At 61.6% G+C, this 16,207-nt stretch carries 15 protein-coding genes and 1 pseudogene; 5 read left to right on the forward strand and 11 right to left on the reverse strand.

The genetic code is table 11. The features are described 5' to 3' along the window. Positions 1-3 precede the first annotated feature (3 nt). The 4 genes from mobA (at position 4) to ACFHWW_RS16965 (ending at position 3,144) form a co-directional block, all read left to right on the forward strand. The gene (mobA, locus tag ACFHWW_RS16950) at positions 4-615 is read left to right on the forward strand and encodes a molybdenum cofactor guanylyltransferase MobA (protein WP_379939837.1); all 612 of its coding nucleotides are present in this window, start codon (positions 4-6) and stop codon (positions 613-615) included. 76 nt (positions 616-691) lie between these two features. Further along, on the forward strand, positions 692-1,975 hold the full coding sequence (locus ACFHWW_RS16955; RefSeq protein WP_379939429.1) for a molybdopterin-binding protein: 1,284 nt from the start codon (positions 692-694) through the stop codon (positions 1,973-1,975). A 170-nt stretch (positions 1,976-2,145) separates the two neighbouring features. After that, positions 2,146-2,835 carry a hypothetical protein gene (locus ACFHWW_RS16960; RefSeq protein ID WP_379939431.1) on the forward strand — a complete coding sequence of 230 codons (690 nt, stop codon included), beginning with the start codon at positions 2,146-2,148 and terminating at the stop codon, positions 2,833-2,835. 96 nt (positions 2,836-2,931) lie between these two features. Next, a complete protein-coding gene (locus tag ACFHWW_RS16965) occupies positions 2,932-3,144 on the forward strand; it encodes a hypothetical protein (RefSeq protein ID WP_100673338.1) in 213 nt (70 codons plus the stop codon). Positions 3,145-3,375: 231 nt separating this feature from the next. Here the strand turns inward: ACFHWW_RS16965 and ACFHWW_RS16970 are convergent, their stop codons facing one another. The 10 genes and pseudogenes from ACFHWW_RS16970 to ACFHWW_RS17015 all read right to left on the reverse strand — a co-directional run bounded on the left by ACFHWW_RS16970 (position 3,376) and on the right by ACFHWW_RS17015 (position 12,740). After that, on the reverse strand, positions 3,376-4,401 hold the full coding sequence (locus tag ACFHWW_RS16970; protein WP_338279565.1) for a formate dehydrogenase subunit gamma: 1,026 nt from the start codon (positions 4,399-4,401) through the stop codon (positions 3,376-3,378). A gap of 222 nt (positions 4,402-4,623) precedes the next feature. Continuing rightward, positions 4,624-5,220 carry a formate dehydrogenase FDH3 subunit beta gene (gene fdh3B / locus ACFHWW_RS16975; RefSeq protein ID WP_018099290.1) on the reverse strand — a complete coding sequence of 199 codons (597 nt, stop codon included), beginning with the start codon at positions 5,218-5,220 and terminating at the stop codon, positions 4,624-4,626. 13 nt (positions 5,221-5,233) lie between these two features. Then, entirely contained in the window at positions 5,234-8,155 is a 2,922-nt protein-coding gene (locus ACFHWW_RS16980; RefSeq protein WP_102763334.1) for a formate dehydrogenase subunit alpha, read from the reverse strand. Between the two features lie 7 nt (positions 8,156-8,162). Next, positions 8,163-8,372 (reverse strand): formate dehydrogenase, encoded by a 210-nt coding sequence (locus ACFHWW_RS16985; RefSeq protein ID WP_100673341.1) that lies wholly within the window; start codon positions 8,370-8,372, stop codon positions 8,163-8,165. Between the two features lie 44 nt (positions 8,373-8,416). Next, positions 8,417-9,088 (reverse strand): molecular chaperone, encoded by a 672-nt coding sequence (locus ACFHWW_RS16990; RefSeq protein WP_379939434.1) that lies wholly within the window; start codon positions 9,086-9,088, stop codon positions 8,417-8,419. Between the two features lie 110 nt (positions 9,089-9,198). Then, the gene (locus tag ACFHWW_RS16995; protein WP_324765357.1) at positions 9,199-9,927 is read right to left on the reverse strand and encodes a DUF3306 domain-containing protein; all 729 of its coding nucleotides are present in this window, start codon (positions 9,925-9,927) and stop codon (positions 9,199-9,201) included. Continuing rightward, on the reverse strand, positions 9,920-10,438 hold the full coding sequence (locus tag ACFHWW_RS17000) for a DUF3305 domain-containing protein (RefSeq protein WP_324765356.1): 519 nt from the start codon (positions 10,436-10,438) through the stop codon (positions 9,920-9,922). Before ACFHWW_RS17000 ends, ACFHWW_RS16995 begins: the two co-directional genes overlap by 8 nt. A 10-nt stretch (positions 10,439-10,448) precedes the next feature. Next, positions 10,449-11,465 carry a DUF6352 family protein gene (locus ACFHWW_RS17005; RefSeq protein WP_324765355.1) on the reverse strand — a complete coding sequence of 339 codons (1,017 nt, stop codon included), beginning with the start codon at positions 11,463-11,465 and terminating at the stop codon, positions 10,449-10,451. Further along, a pseudogene (locus ACFHWW_RS17010) lies at positions 11,462-12,003 on the reverse strand (DUF6505 family protein). Before ACFHWW_RS17010 ends, ACFHWW_RS17005 begins: the two are co-directional and overlap by 4 nt. Continuing rightward, a complete protein-coding gene (locus ACFHWW_RS17015) occupies positions 11,994-12,740 on the reverse strand; it encodes a biotin/lipoate--protein ligase family protein (protein WP_379939437.1) in 747 nt (248 codons plus the stop codon). The pseudogene ACFHWW_RS17010 and the gene ACFHWW_RS17015 overlap by 10 nt, the downstream one beginning before the upstream one ends. Positions 12,741-12,847: 107 nt before the next feature. Here ACFHWW_RS17015 and ACFHWW_RS17020 point away from each other — a divergent pair, with 107 nt between their 5' ends. Continuing rightward, the gene (locus tag ACFHWW_RS17020) at positions 12,848-14,953 is read left to right on the forward strand and encodes a 4Fe-4S binding protein (RefSeq protein ID WP_379939439.1); all 2,106 of its coding nucleotides are present in this window, start codon (positions 12,848-12,850) and stop codon (positions 14,951-14,953) included. On the opposite strand, the gene ACFHWW_RS17025 is transcribed toward ACFHWW_RS17020, so the two are convergent. Then, positions 14,889-16,184: a hypothetical protein gene (locus ACFHWW_RS17025; RefSeq protein ID WP_379939442.1), complete on the reverse strand. Its 1,296-nt coding sequence runs from the start codon at positions 16,182-16,184 to the stop codon at positions 14,889-14,891. The two genes, ACFHWW_RS17020 and ACFHWW_RS17025, sit on opposite strands and share 65 nt — an antisense overlap. Positions 16,185-16,207 lie beyond the last annotated feature (23 nt).

Raw genomic sequence — 16,207 nt, forward strand, 5'->3', positions numbered from 1 at the left:
ATTATGGGTGTCATACTGGCCGGAGGCCGTTCCACTCGTATGGGTGGCGGCGACAAGGGCTTGCTGCGGCTCGGCGATGTAACGCTGCTCGGTCATGTACATGCACGGCTTGCGCCGCAATGCGCGGAGCTTGCGATCAACGCCAATGGGGATCCAGCGCGCTTTTCAGATTTCGGGCTTCCTGTGCTTGCCGATACGCTGCCGGATTATCTTGGGCCCCTGGCGGGTGTTCTCGCGGGCCTCGAGTGGGCGGCCGAAGAGGGCGCGGATGCGATCGTGACTGCGGCGGCCGATACGCCTTTCCTCCCCCGTGACCTAGTGGCCAGGCTCAGCGACGCGGCGGCACAGAAGAAGGTTCCAATAGCGCTGGCCGCCTCTCCGGATGAGGCGGGATCGCTGCGCCACCATCCCACCTTCGGTTTGTGGCCTGTCGGTTTGCGCGAGGACCTCCACGCCGAACTTTCAGGCGGGCTTCGCAAGATCATGCTTTGGGCCGAACGGCATGGCACCGCGACTGCGCTGTTTGCGTCGGCGCCGTTCGATCCGTTTTTCAATGTCAACACGCCGCAGGACATGGTGCGCGCCAATGCGATTCTGCACGGAGATTTGGCATGACCTTCTACGACGCGGTCGACTGTACCAGCACACGAAAGATCGGCGCCGTCGGTTTCGTTTTTCATTGGGCTTGCTGATGTCGATGACGCCTCCTCCGCTTACGCCGCCACGCTTGAAGAACGATTGTTTCGCCCTGCCGCCGGGCGTCGATTGGACCCCTGTGGATACTGCGCTCGGCCTGCTACGGGCAAACCTGTCTCCTGTTGTGGATATCCAGGAACTCGACGTTTCCAATGCGCTCGGCCGCGTTTTGGCGCACCATGCAGTTGCACGTCGCTCCAATCCGCCCGCCGCCAACTCAGCCGTCGATGGATACGGTTTTGCTCATGCGGCTACCGGCGAGGGACTCCAGACGCTGCCGCTGATCGAAGGCCGTGCGGCGGCGGGTGTGCCATTTTTAGGCCCTGTGCCGGAGGGAATGGCGGTCCGCATCCTGACCGGAGCAATTCTTCCCGTAGGGGTCGACACGGTGGTTCTGGAGGAGGATACCGCCACCGATGGCCACCGCATAGCCTTCCACGGTCCGATCAAGATGCGAGCAAATACCCGTAAGGCCGGCGAGGACGTGATCGCCGGCGATGTCGCATTGCCGGCCGGGCATCGCCTGCGCCCGCCAGATCTGGCGCTGCTGTCTGCCGTTGGCGCGACAAGGGTTTCGGTTTTCCGTCCGCTGCGCTTGGGTGTGCTGTCCACTGGTGACGAGATCGCCGCGGATGCTGGCGGAGCCCTTCTGGAAGTCGGCCGCATCTATGACGCCAATCGGCCGATGCTTCTCGCAATGGCTCGGCGCTGGGACCATGTGCCTGTAGACCTTGGTCATGTCGGCGATGACCGAGCAGCACTGGCCGCCCGGCTTGACCGAGGGGCAACAGAGGCAGATGTAATCTTCACCTCCGGCGGGGCCTCGGCGGGAGACGAGGATCATGTCTCGGCGCTGTTACAGGAGGCCGGTGTGATGCAAAGCTGGCGTATCGCCGTCAAGCCGGGCCGCCCGTTGGCGCTTGGCTTGTGGAGGGGTGTTCCGGTGTTCGGCCTGCCGGGAAATCCGGTCGCGGCCTTCGTCTGCGCTCTAATATTCGGCCGCCCGGCCGTCTCCGTGTTGGCCGGCGAGGGATGGGAGGAGCCAATGAGTTTCACGGTTCCGGCCGCTTTCGAAAAGAACAAACACGCAGGCCGGCGCGAGTATCTGCGGGCGCGATTGACGCCGGAAGGTCACGCTGAGGTTTTCCGGTCGGAAGGTTCGGGGCGGGTCAGCGGGCTTTCCTGGGCCACCGGACTTGTCGAACTTGCCGATGGCGCCCGCCGGGTCGCACCGGGCGATCCCGTTCGTTTCCTTCCCTACTGCTCGTTTGGATTGTAGTCCATCAAAACGGACGAGGACAACGCTACGGCAAGGGCTCGGAGTGCCAACGATGGAGCCTAAAATCGGTGCCAGCGGTTACCGTTGAACTTGCAAGTTAAGCGATGATCCCGCATGTTAAACAGGAATTTCCATAGTCGCTGCCTGATCAACAAGACAAGGAGCTGGCGATGAGAGAAATCATTCTCGCGGGAGCGTTCGCACTCTCAACTTCGACTTGCCTGGCGCAGACTGCGACGCCACCGGCGCCCCTATCTCCCCAATCTGCCTCGCCAATAGAGGCGGCTGCCTCGCCACCAGGCGGTCCGGCCAACCTGTGCCAGGAGATTCTTGGCTTCATGAAGGCTCCCCCTCCAGACGCACCTCAAGCTGCCGATGCGAAGAAAACTGCCGTGACGGCCGCTCAGCAGGCAAAGCCTCCGCAGCCCGCCTCGAGCCAGCAAGGCTCGGCCGGTTTGGCTGGGACGGCCACCACCGGCAAAGACCCCTCGGGGGGCGGCGGGAGTAATTCGGCCCAGGCCGTTACCGGACAGGACGGCGTCGCAACCGATGCGCCTGAGCCGGGCAAGGATCAGGCGAATGCCGGATCGGTTGCAAACGCACCGCAGAAAGAGTCACGGGCAGCGCCGCTCCCGCCCGCCGATGTGATGAGCACGCCCAAGGAATCCGTGCTGAGCATGGAAGCGGCCCAGCAACTCGCCGACGCGAACGATATCGCGGAATGCCAAAAGACGGCCCGGAAGATGAGAGTTGCCGGCGTTGCCATGCCACCGCCGCTGATTGCATTGGCAGCATTGGATATCCGGTATCAGCAGAATTCAGGCGCAGCTCAAAATCCCTCTGGGACTAGCGGCCCGTAGGAGAACGATAAGATGCCGGAATTGTGCCCAGACGAATAGCCCGTTGGCACCTGGTCGCGGCTGCATCGAGTGGCAACGGAAGCGAAGGAGTCCGCAATGGGGATAATCGTGACGGGAGTAGTCGTTGTAGGAGCGATCGCGTTTGGTACCGGCTATTATTTTACGAACGTACAGCCGGCAGAGCCTGCTTGGGAGGTCTACAGGACCGAGGGCGCCCGGGTTGGGGATCCAGGTCACAATCTCGTCGGAAAGAGCTGGTCGGGCGAACCCGGCAGCGTTTCTGCGGACAACGAGGAGAAACCTTCGTAGGAGGCTCCGAGCGTCTTTTGCACAGGTGACATTCAAACCCTCTGATCACCCTCTGATCGAACATCCGAGCCGGTCTCAAAATTTGGCCCTTTCGTCCTCGGATGCCTCGCCTTTCAGCAATGCAGAACTGCTTTGCATTAGGTTCTGCCAGAGTATTTCGCGGCACAGGTGGCGCAACTCTGCCACGACGCGCGATACGCAGATCGCCGTTCGAGTGCGAATATGGCTGGTCTATTCCGCAGGCTCAGCGGCAGTATGCGGCGGTGTCCGGGCACCGGTCTTGCCTTGCTGCTCTTCCACCCAGGCGCTGTGATGTTCCTTGGCCCAGTTCAGGTCCACCGAACCAGAGCCCATTGCCTGCCAGGCACCTTCCATACCGAGCGTGCCGATATAGATATGCCCAATGATCACAGCGATCATGATGAGGCCCACGATGGCATGGACATATTGGGCCATCTGCATGCCGTTGACGTCAGTGAAGGAGAACGGAAACAGCATGAACACGCCTGAGACCGACAACGCAGTCCCCCCCACCACGACAGACCAGAAGATGAGTTTCTGCCCGGTGTTGAAACGTCCCGCCGGTATATGCGTTTGGTTCGACCGGTCGAAGAATCCGCCGGCGGACTTAAGCCATTTTGCGTCGTAGCGGTCCGGGAGATTGTGTCGGATCCACGTCAACAACATCAATACGACGCCGAGCATGAACGCCCAGGATACGAAATGATGCGCGTACTTGGCCCAGATCGACCAGGTCGAGAACGCCTCCGGCCCGATCAGCGGCATCAACAGGCGCTTTCCGAAGATCAAGTTCAAACCGGTGATCGCGAGGACGATGAAGGCCGTTGCGGTTGTCCAATGGAGCAGGCGTTCCAGCGCGTTGAACCGGAGAATTTTTTGACCTGATTCGCCTGCCTGTGTCCGAATACGGCCCCGGATGAGATAAAACAGCGCGATGGAGAGCAGCGTGCCGATAATGATGAACGCACCAACCCAGGGTAGAGCAGTCCGCTCGAAGGTTTGATAGTCCCGACCTTGAGGTTGTTGCAGCGTTGTGGCCTTGCGGTCGGGTATCGTGACCCGACCCTGGATCTTGCCGAGCTCATCAAGAAGCTGCTGCTCGCTCACCCCTTGCGCACCGGGGTTGTTGACCGGTGCGCGCTCCTGCGCCCCGGCGGGCGCCATCCATAGGACGAAAGCCAGTATGAATGCCGCAACCGCCGCCGAGACCAGTCGATAAAGGCTCCAGATCCGCATTTGCTCCGTCCTCCCAACTTCGCTGCGACGCCAAGCAGCACCCGCTATCTCGATTTTCCCGGACCATCGTACCGAAACGGAACCCATTTCCGGCTATCCCGATGTTCGACCGAAGCGCCGAAGCGTCCTTCCTGAGCGTGAAAGGATGATGCATGGCGCTTTATCCTTAGGTTCCAGATCATCCTATCTGCATTCAGATCACTTTATCGGCTGCAGGATGCCCTAGACGTCTACTGTCTCCCGATAGGCGGTATGCCAGCCCCATGCGCCCGAGCCATAGCCTCTCTGCGTCACACGCTCCTTGTAGATTGCGGCAATGATCACTCCGTCGCCAGCCAGCAGCGATTTCGTCGAGCACATCTCCGCACAGAGTGGCAGCTTGCCTTCGGCCAGCCGGTTGGCTCCATATTTCGCATACTCGACCTCCGTCGAGTCGGCCTCCGGTCCTGCCGCACAAAACGTGCATTTGTCCATCTTGCCGCGTGAGCCGAAATTGCCGACGCGTGGATATTGCGGCGCGCCGAACGGACAGGCGTAGAAACAGTAGCCGCAGCCGATGCACAGGTCCTTGGAATGCAGCACCACGGCATCCGCAGTGGTGTAAAAACAGTCAACGGGACAAACTGCCGCGCAGGGTGCGTCCGTACAGTGCATGCAGGCCATCGAGACGGAGCGTTCGCCCGGCTTGCCGTCATTGATGGTGACGACACGCCGCCGATTGATACCCCACGGAACGTCGTGCTCGTTCTTGCAGGCGGTAACGCAGGCATTGCACTCGATACAACGTTCGGCGTCACAAAGGAATTTCATCCGTGCCATCTTCGTTCCTCCGCTACACCGCAACGATCTGGCAAAGCGTAACCTTCGGTTCCTGCATCCCCGTTACGGGATCGTAGCCGTAGGTGGTGATACTGTTGGCGCTTTCGCCGAGAACGTAAGGGTCGGTCCCTTCGGGATAATTGGCTCGCAAGTCCTCGCCCCGGAACCAGCCGCCGAAGTGGAAGGGCATGAATGCGACACCCTTGCCGACACGCTCGGTGACCAGAGCCTTTACCTTTGCCTTCACGTCGTTCTCCGCTCCGTTGACCCAGACCCAACCTCCGTCACTGATGCCGCGCTCGGCTGCATCGTCGACGTTGATCTCGACAAACATGTCCTGCTGCAACTCGGCAAGCCACCGGTTCGAGCGGGTTTCCTCACCGCCACCCTCGTATTCGACGAGGCGTCCGGTCGTCAGAATGATCGGGAACGATTTCGCGGTGCCATTGTCCACAGCCGCCTTCTGCACACTGAAGCCGATATTGGGCAGGCGGAACTGCTTGGCGTCTGGATAGGTCGGATACTTGGCTACAAGATCCACCCTGGGCGTATAGATCGGCTCGCGGTGGATCGGCACCGGATCCGGCAAATTCCAGGCAAGGGCCCTGGCCTTGCCATTCCCGTAGGGGTGGCAGCCATGGCTGAGCGCCACGCGCTGGATGCCGCCAGACAGGTCGGTCGACCACGACACCTTGCCGATGTCGCCCATATCATCGCCGATCGTCTGGATGATGCCTAGTTCTTCCGGGGTGAGATCCCGATCCCAGCCGAGTTTCTGGAGCACGGCCATGGTGAACTCCGGATAGCCGTCGGTGAGTTCGGAACCTTCCGTGTAAGAACCCTCGGCAAGAAGCGTTTCGCCGTTGCGTTCCACGCCAAAGCGGGCGCGGAATGGGCTGCCCCCGTCCATGACATGCAGGCCGGTGCTGTAGAGGTTTGCAGTTCCCGGGTGACGGAGCTCCGGTTTTCCCCAGCATGGCCAGGGCAGACCGTAATAATCGCCGCCGACCTCCGGGTCGTCCTTCGGCGCGCGCAGGGTAAGCAGATCGAATTTGTGCTGGTTGCGCATATGCGCCTTGAGCCGCTCGGGCGACTGGCCACAATAGCCGGTCGACCAGCCGCCGCGGTTCATTTCACGCAGCACGTCCTCGGGTACCGGCCGGTCACCTTCGACGGCGATGTTCTTGAACATCCATTCGGCGAGGCCAAGCTTCTGTGAGAGCAGGTACAGGACCTGATAATCGTCCTTCTGCTCGAAGCTTGGGGGGACGATCTGCTCGCCCCACTGGAGCGCGCGGTTGGAGGCGACCCGCGATCCCGAGGTTTCGAACTGCGTGCAAACCGGCAGGAGATAGGTGTTGTCCTTGCGCCCCGCCTGCACCGCGAGCGAAGCCCAGGTCGTAGGGTGAGGATCGGCCACGACAAGCAGCTCAAGTCCGGCAAGCCCCTTCATCGACTCGGGTATGCGCGTGATGCTGTTGCTGGCGTGGCCCTGTACGAACATCGACCGCATGATGTCGGGTTGCTCGACGTCTTCCTTTGGCAGTGAAACCGAATCGAACCATCGGGTCAGCGGAATGCCGGGTGTTTCCATCAGTTCCTTGGAAGAGAACTGGCCCAACAGGTCGTCATAGGGGATCTCCCACACCCGCCCCCAATGCTTCCAGGCCCCTTCCGTCAGACCGTAGTAGAAGGGCAGGGTGACCACGTCGAGCCCGATGTCCGTCGCGCCTTGAACGTTGTCGTGGCCGCGGAAGATATTGGCGCCGGTGCCCGGCTTGCCGATGTTGCCGGTAGCGAGACACAGGATGCAGCTCGCCCGCGTATTGGCGGTTCCAACAGTGTGGTGCGTCTGGCCCATGCACCAGATGATGGTCGATGGCTTCTGGGTCGCGAACGTCTCGGCGATGCGCTTCAACTGCTCGCCGGGCACGCCGGTGATCGTTTCCACCTCGTCCGGGGTGTACTTGGCGACCTCCTTTCGAACCTCATCCATCCCGTAGACGCGTTGCGCGATAAATTCCTTGTCCTCCCAGCCATTCTCGAAAATATGCCAAAGCATGCCCCAGATCAGCGCAATGTCGGTGCCGGACCTGAAGCGGACGTATTCGGTGGCGTGGGCAGCCGTGCGCGTGAAGCGCGGGTCCATGACGATGAAATTGGCGTTGTTAAGTTCCTTTCCCTCAAGCAGATGTTGCATCGCGACCGGATGCGCCTCGGCCGGATTGCCGCCAAGAACGAGCATCGTCTTGGAATTTCTGATGTCGTTGTACGAGTTGGTCATCGCGCCGTAGCCCCAGGTGTTGGCTACGCCGGCAACCGTCGTCGAATGACAGATACGGGCCTGGTGATCCTGATTGTTGGTTCCCCACAGAGCGGCGAGCTTGCGGAAGAGATAGGTGCCTTCGTTGGAGAATTTCGCCGACCCCATCCAGTAGGTGGATTCCGGCCCCGACTTCTCGCGGATCTCGAGAAGCTTGTCGCCGATGCCGTTGATCGCATCCTCCCAGGTGGTACGCTCCCATTGGCCATCGACGAGCTTCATCGGGTACTTCAGACGACGGTCGCTGTGCACGAGTTCACGTACGCTGGCGCCTTTGGCGCAATGCGAGCCGCGATTGAAGGGGCTGTCCCAGGAGGGTTCCTGCCCCGTCCACACGCCGTTCTGGACCTCCGCAGTTACGGTGCACCCGACAGAACAGTGGGTACAGATGCTCTTTTTGAGTTCAATCGGCACGCCCGGTTGGGGGGGGCTGATCGCGGCGGCCTTTTTGACTGTGCCGAGTTGGAACGAACCGAGTGCCGCCAGGCCGCCGGCGACAAGGCCGGAGCGCCGGAGGAATGTCCGCCGGTCCAAGGGGGCGGCTGCCATGCCGCCGGTCAGGGTTTGCAGATGCGTGCGGCTTGCCTGCCGATCCTTGCGCTTCGTAAGCATGGCACCCTCACTTCTGCTCAGGATAGCGATTGACGCGATAGTAGGCCTTGACGTGGTCCGTTTCGCGATACCGGCCCCGCATCTCCTCTTCGCCCGGGTCGTAGGCCTGAGCATCGGTGGGACTGAGCGCCGCGGCCGCGACGACGGTCGTCGTTGCGCCGCCGAATGCCTTAAGGAAGTAGCGCCGGCCCAATGCCGTTTGTCGCTCGTCTTGCATCTTGGCATCCTCCTCCTTAGTGGGCTTGGCGCCCGGGCATGCGCCTATGCGTTTTGCCGTGCCGCCATGGCGAAGGCTTCGCTGTCGATCTCGATGAAAAGCCGACCGACCGTGCCGACCGACCGGTAGAATTTGGCGGCCTTAGCGTGTTCCAGGTCGCTGAAGAAACGCCCGGCCCACGGCTCGACGTGGCGTTTGAAGAAATCCTGCTCCTCGTCGTGGGAGACGGGAAAGTGATTGCAGGCAAAGCCGCTCATCATCTCGCATATGCTGGCTAGATGATCCTCGGGTTCGCAATTGCCCTCGGCGCGCTCGATACCGAAACGGGCCATGTCTGCCCGCAGGCGCGCAAGCGGGCGTTCGTTGAGGAAGCCGGTGAGATAATAGGATGCGTAGGGAAGGAGTTCGCCGCGTCCCACGCCAATGAACAGCTCGGAATATTCGCGACAAATCGCATCGTGCGAATACGATGCTGCCGCTTGAGCAAGTGCAATGTGAGCACGGCCGAGCGGTGCATCGCTGTTGTCCTGCAAGCATGAAAGCCTGGCGAGCGATTCGCTGTCCGGCGGGGTGATCAATAGTGAGGCGAGGAGTGCGTATTCGTCCGCCCGGGCCTGGTCGATGTCATCGAGAACATCTGTTCCTGCACCGAAGATTGAAGCATCCGCTCCATCTGGCTGTTCCCAGGCCTGATCTGAAAGCAAGTCGGGGTTCATCATACCTTGACCGTGCTGCCTGAATGGGTTTCTCATAGTAACCCGATACCGAACGAATGCAACAGCCTGACCTTGACAGGCTACCACATAAGATCCCGGCAAATACCAGATCAGCGTGGCATCGCTCCGCCATGTCGGGGCCCGGAGTAAGCCTCGGGAAGCTGAGAAGGACTCATCTTGTCCGGCGAATGCGTGTGAGATTTGAATTCAACCGATGCGCTCACATTGGTTGACGTCTCGAGAGCTGGTGGCTCTATCGCCGGCGGCTCGTCGGTGGCTGGCTTTTCCGTCGCTAAATTCTCTAGATCCTCGACAGGAAGGGCCGCATCCGGCACGGCATCGCCGCGTTGTTCATGTGGCGGAACGGCCTCCGGTTTCGTAAGGGTGTCAACGGCACGCGCCGCTTTCGACAGGAAGCCCACGACGGTTTCCTTTGCGTCGAGCGGACCAAACCCCCCCATCGAGCCTGGTTTGTTGAAGTCCCAGGCATATTCCGAAGGGCCGACGAAGTCGCGGATTCCGGGGTCCAGTGACCATGCCTTGCGTAACGCCGCATGCTTCAGCGCCAACGGAACGCCTTTCTTCAAGAAAGCCGCAACGTCACTTTCGGCAGTCAGGTCTTCGAGGTGCGGGAGGGGCTCGACCACGCCAACACCCTCAAGCTCCGCTGCTTTCGCCTCTGGCAGGTTGCGCTCAGGACAGGAGGCCACCGGATCGTTATTCTCGGCGACCTCGCCCGATGCCTGGTCCAATTCAGGGGCCGCCGGCTTATGCTCTCGCCGTGAGGCCAGCTTGCGGCGCGACCAGCGGGCAAGATGATTGTCGCTGCCGTCACTCATCCCTTGTCGTCCTGCTTTGTGAGCCACCATGAATCCGACTTGCCATGGCTTCGGGATCTGTCCGATCACGCTTGCGTTTGACGAACGCACGCTCGACATGATGAGCTTCCACGAATGCGGCAAGGCGCTCCTGTATTTCAATCGGCATCGAAACGGCTTCGATGATGTCTGTGTTGGTTTCCGTCAGAGATTCGGCCTCAGCCGGATCCGCTGTAACCAGATGGACTACGATTCCCGGAGCTAAATCCGTGAGTCGGAGGGCGATCCAAAGGCTAGGCCGCTGTGAACGCAGGTTCTCCCGGTACATCGCCGTATCCGTTCCGAAAAATTCAATGTCGGATGTCCCTGCATAATAGCGCGTAAGCCTCGTCGTCTGTTCGAGCACCGTCCATGGTGTCGCGACCGGTGCGCCCGCGAGCGCGGCGACCGGCACCCAGGAATGATCCGCCCATGGGCTATCCAGGTCTCGCCTCTCCACGATCACACCGACTTTTTCCGTTTCCCGCACCATGACTGCGCTCCTAGGTCGCTTGCGCCGTAGCGCACAACGGCAGACCGGCAATAAGATTTTGCGGCTTCATGCGGATCATTCGATCGGGCGTCATCGCCATGATCAGCCAGATCGGTTGAGCACCCACTTGGGGCCTGACCTCGCCAATGTCGGAAAAGCGGAGGCGGAACAACGCAACGATACGCTCCGCCGTTTCGGGGTCGAGGTCCTCGCCTCGCCACAGTGCATTACCGATGCGTGTCGCCTCGGCGTCAAGGCCGACGAACCATGCCCAGTTGTCGTCTTCGATCCGCTCGACCGGTTCGATCGTTACCGTGACGGCGACCAGATGGCGGATCCAGGCTTCCATTGCGTCGGCAAGGCCGCGACGCGCGGGGCTGTGGGCGCCACCCAGACGGAGCACCATGTCAAAGGCATCGCTCCTGTCAAAATAGCTATCGGCGTTCGTCTCGTCCAGGATTTCGAGTTCGGTGACGGCTGGCCCGCCGAGCATGCTCAAGAGCGGTGAAGTGTGGCGGTTCTGCTCGTGAACTTCTATTGTTTCCGCGTCGGCAAGCAGCAGCGCTCCTTCATGGAAGCTTACCCGCTGTGGGCGATAGAACAGCTCGGCGGCGCGCAACACCGCGGGCTCGGTCTCGCCGTCGAGCGCATTGCGCAGCACGACCTGCGCGAGCTGGTTCATGAACAGCGGAGGCGTGTCGGCTGCCGAACCGAGCGCCAGTTGCAGATAAGCGGCCTCAAGCGAGGGCGTGGCAAGAAGCCGGTCGCGGAAGGAGATCATGAACGCCCAGTTTTCGCGGGCATCCGGGTCGCCCATGACGGCGATCTCGTCCAGAGTGACCGGACGGCGCGGATGATGCATCAGAAGCTCATGGTGCAGACGCAATTCTACCTCACACGCCCCTTCCGGCGGAAGCAGTTCGGGGCGAGCGAGATAAGCCTTGAGGAACGCGTCGGTCACTATAAGCCGGTCTGCCTCGTCCCGATCGAGGAGATGGTGACCCGAAGATACCCAGAAATCCTTCACGTGTGCCTTCCCGCCAACGTCCGGATATCGAGCTCTTCCATCCGGTCGTTTTCCTCGTCAATCTCTATAGCGTTGAAGGCCGTTGCCATATCCAGTCGACCACCTTCGGGTGAAGGGTACGGAACGCCTCCCGGATCCCAGTCTGCTCGCTGGCGCGGTGGAGGGCAAGTATGGTGTTTGGCGGGTGATCGCAAAGCGATTGCGCAAACGCGATTTCTTCTTCGGCGGCCGGCCGCGCTGTTTCAAGATCGGGGGCGCCGCAATGCGCGACCAACTGTTCGGCCAGGCGTTCAACGGCCGCAGCGCGTTCTTCCGCCTTCACCTCCGTCACGACAACGAGGGTGGACCAGCCAAAACTTTCGATGCCCAGGAAGCCGGCTCGAAAAGCCTGGCGTTTCTTGCCGGCGAGGGTTTCGGGGTCGATGCCGAAGAAAAGGAATGTACCCGGTACCGCCCATTCGCCGGGCTCGGCGGCGCGCGAATAGACGAACGTGTCGGACGGATCGAGGCGGATGGTGCGCGGCAGGTTCAAAGCCATGGCATTCCCGTTGCGGGATCGAGCCAGGAACAGGATGCAAGCGCCTGCGCCAGGCTCCGCCTCGTAAGGGAAGTCTGGCCGGGTTCGGCCTGAACCAGCAGATCCCCGTTGTCGGCGATCCGTCCATTGTGGCCTCCGGGCGACACGCGGTCCAGCCATCGCCTAGCCAACCGCGCAAAGCCGGTGTCGTGCCATTCGTCCAAGCCGACCATCAGGTGACGTGAAAAGCTGGCGATGATCTCGCCGGTATTGACGGCTTCGAAACCCACTTCGTCCAGTGCGCCGAACAGCGGCCGCAGACCCGGTTCGTGGACGCGCACGATCGTGGTGCGGATCATTGTCGAGAAGATAAGCCAGGCCGGCGTCTCGGTCTCGCCCGTTCCCGCCGGCCAGCTCAGTTGTCCGCCGCCGACCAAGACCCCGTCGACACGGATCGCGTCTGGCCAGTCGAAGGTGATGGGTCGTGACGGTGGCGCATGTGTGCCAAGCGCATCGGCCAGTGCGTTCATCCCAGCATAGATGGCCAGGCGTGCATGCACGAGCGGCATTTCCGGTTCCAGCACGACGGCGAACTCGGCCAGATCGTCACGTCGTGCCCAGACCAGCGTCCCTGCTCCCCATTCGGCGGCAATGGCGCGAGCGTGTGCAAAAGCGTCGCCGGTCTCGCGCATCATGACGAGGTTGTAGGGCGGGGGCAGTTCGATGGCGTGGTCCATCACCGAAGCGTGCTGAAACATGATGCCGGTCCCATTTCTGATGACGGCGAGCCTAATGTCTTTATAATGCATCCGAAGTGGAGGCGCCACCGTTGTCGGGCGGTGCCGTGATGCGGGGGGAGAAGAGCATGATCCCAGACAGACCACGCACCGTCTTTGTTTGTTCCTGTGAACGCAGCATGCCGGACTTTGGCCAGAGTGTCGCCCGTGGATGCTCAAGCGACCAAATCCAATCTGGAAATCAACTCTGCGGCGCCGAACTCGACCGCGTCCGCAACGCATTGAATGGAGGCGACGACATCACGATAGCCTGCACACAGCAGGAACGGCTTTTCCGTGAAGTCGCGCAGGAACGTGGCTTTGCGGGCGAACTCGCTTTCGTCAACATCCGCGAGACGTCAGGCTGGTCGGCACAAGGGGCATCCGCCGGGCCGAAAGCCGCGGCACTCGTGGCGATGGCGGCGGAAACGGTCACTTCGCCGACCAGCGTTACGCTCGCGAGCAACGGCGTGGTGCTCGTCTATGGCCGGAACGAAGCGGCGATCGAGGCTGGACGGCAGCTTGCCGACGAGATGGACGTCACGGTTCTTTTGACGCGGCCGGACGATGTCACGCCCCATCGCGTCTGGGATTTCCCCGTTGTGCAGGGCACGATCCGCAACGCGCGCGGTCATCTCGGCGCGTTTGAACTGACGATCGACGATTTCGCGATCCCATCGCCATCGTCGCGCAAGCGTCTGCGTTTTGGCGCGCCGCGGGATGGCGCACTATCGAATGCCGATATAGTTCTTGACCTTTCCGGCGGCGCTCCCCTGTTTCCTGCCCATGAATTGCGGGCAGGTTATCTGAGAGCAGATCCAGCCGACCGCGCGGGCCTTGCTGCCGCGATCGCCAAGGCAGCCGGCCTTGTGGGGGAATTCGAAAAACCTCGCTACATCAATTTTTCCGCCGATCTTTGCGCCCATTCGCGTTCGCGCATTACCGGATGCACGCGCTGCATCAACCTTTGTCCTACGGGTGCGATTGCACCCGCTGGCGACCATGTCGCGATCGACGCTGATGTCTGCGCCGGCTGCGGCAGTTGCGCGGCCGCCTGTCCGACCGGTGCCGCCGCCTATGCTTTCCCGGATGCGGCGGCCCTGCTTCGACGCCTGCGCACGCTCCTGCTCACCTATCACAGGGTAGGCGGCAGCGATCCGATCGTGCTGTTTCACGATGAAGGTCATGGAGAGCCGCTTATCGATGCGCTGGCGCGTTTCGGGCAGGGACTGCCCGCGAATGTGCTGCCGGTCGGTGTGAATGAGATAACGCAGCTGGGGGTCGAGGCGTGGACTGCACCGGCCGCCTGGGGAGCGGTGGCGATCAGGGCCCTTTCTTCGGCGAGGGGGAAACATGACCTGACCGGCCTAGCCAGAAACGTCACCATCGCCAATCTTCTTGGACAATCGCTGGGTTATGGAGCCGATCTCTGCGGCGTGATCGAAGCGGACGACCCCGATGATCTGCAAACGGTTCTCGGGCGGATGGTGCCGCAAGCGGATGCGCGAAAGCCGGTGACATTCCTGCCGGTCGGAGGCAAGCGCAGCTTGCTGAAAAGCTCGGTGATCGGCTTGTATGAGGCCGCTCCGACGCCGGTAGAGCGCACGGCATTGCCAGCGGCCGCGCCATTTGGCGGGCTCGACGTCAATGTCGATGCCTGTACGCTGTGCCTGTCATGCGTATCGGCCTGTCCGACGGGCGCGCTCTCCGACAGTGAAGAGCGGCCAGCTTTGTATTTTGCCGAGAGCGCCTGCGTGCAGTGCGGGCTCTGTGCCGCGACTTGTCCAGAAAAGGCAATCGCGTTGGTACCGCAACTGGATTTCCAGGCCTGGAATGGCCCCCGCCGGGTGATCAAACAGGAAGAACCGTTCCATTGCATTCGATGCGACACGCCATTCGGAACGAAAAGTACCGTCGAACGCATCGTTGACAAGCTGGGGGGCAAGCACTGGATGTTTTCCGGCGAGAATGCCCGACGCCTCGATGTCGTGCGGATGTGCGACAACTGTCGTGTCGAATCCGTCATGAATGAAGGGTTCGATCCTTACGAAGCGTCGGGCCGTCCCGCTCCACGGACGACGGAGGATTACTTGCGGGAGCGCGACGCAACGACAGACAAATCGGTTGAGTTTAGTCGCGGCGGGTCTCAGCCTGCAAAAAGCGGATCAGCGCTGCACGATCCTCGGGATCGTTGATCGTCTGCTCCGGCATCTTGGTCCCTGGCGTATATATGCTTGGCCCCAGTTCGAAGAGCTTCGACACCGTTTCCGGCGTCCAGACGATATCCATCCGCCGGAAAGCGGGGGAGTAGGGATAGCCGGCAAGCGACGCGATCCTGCGGCCGAAGATGCCGTGCAGCGTCGGTCCGGCGCGATTGCCGTCCTCCGGGCCGAGCGTATGGCAGGCGATGCAGGCACGGAAGACTTCGGCGTCCGGATTGCCGGCATATTCGCTCATGAGATCGGCCTGGATCGCGGCTGAGGTTCCAAGCCGCCTGCCGGTTTCAACATCCCATTCGCTTATTATGTTGTCCGCACCGCCGGCCAGCAGCGTCCGGGCACGGCGTGGAAAGGCAAGGGCCCACACCGGCGCAACGCCGGCACTGCCGAGGGTGTGAACCGGCTTCAGGGTGCGGGAGTCGAGCAACACGATGCCCTCCCTGATGGCCGAGGCGGCGATGTATTTCTCATCAGCCGTAGCCGCTAGTGCGATCAGGGGGCCGGAGGACACCCTGACCTCGGCCACAATCGCGCCGCTTCGGTCGAGCTGGCGCAATGTCCCGTCTGCGCCTGCTGCAAGCAGGCGGTCGCCCGGCATCGTCACGAGGGCGTTGAGTGGCCCCGGCATGGATATTCGCATCGGCGCAGCGTCATGTCCCGACGGCCATAGTATGATGGCTGCGTCATAGCCCGCACTTGCAAGCGTTCCGTCGGACAGAAAGGTGACCGCGTTAACATTGCCATGGTGGCCTTTGAGGATGCGCGGCGCAGCGCCGGAAAGCGGCCACAGACGCACGCTCGTATCCCAGGAGGCAGAAGCGAGCGTAGAGCCATCGGGCGCGACTGCCAGTGCGACAACCGGCCCCTCATGGCCATGCAACACGGATACCGGCGTGCTGCGTCCGGCCTCCCAGATTGCGATACGGCCGTCGGCCCCGGCGCTGGCGTAACGCCCCCGCGGCAAAGCAGCGACGGCATCGACCTGACTTTCGTGAAACAGCAGCACCTGCTGCGCCTCGCCCGTTTCAAGCGACCAGATAATCGCCTTGGTATCGAAACTGCCGGTGATCGCTGTCTGTCCGTCAGGGGCTATGGCGATTGAACGCACCGGGCCTCCATGGCCGCGCAGTTCCGCCCCATGCGCAGTCGCGCCGAAGAGGAAGGAAGCGGCTGCCACCAGGCAGCGTATAGCGAGCATCGCCTTCATTGCACCTCAAACGGATTCATGCT

It is taken from the genome of Sinorhizobium sp. P24N7, from assembly GCF_042436655.1.
Lineage (GTDB): Bacteria > Pseudomonadota > Alphaproteobacteria > Rhizobiales > Rhizobiaceae > Sinorhizobium > Sinorhizobium meliloti_A.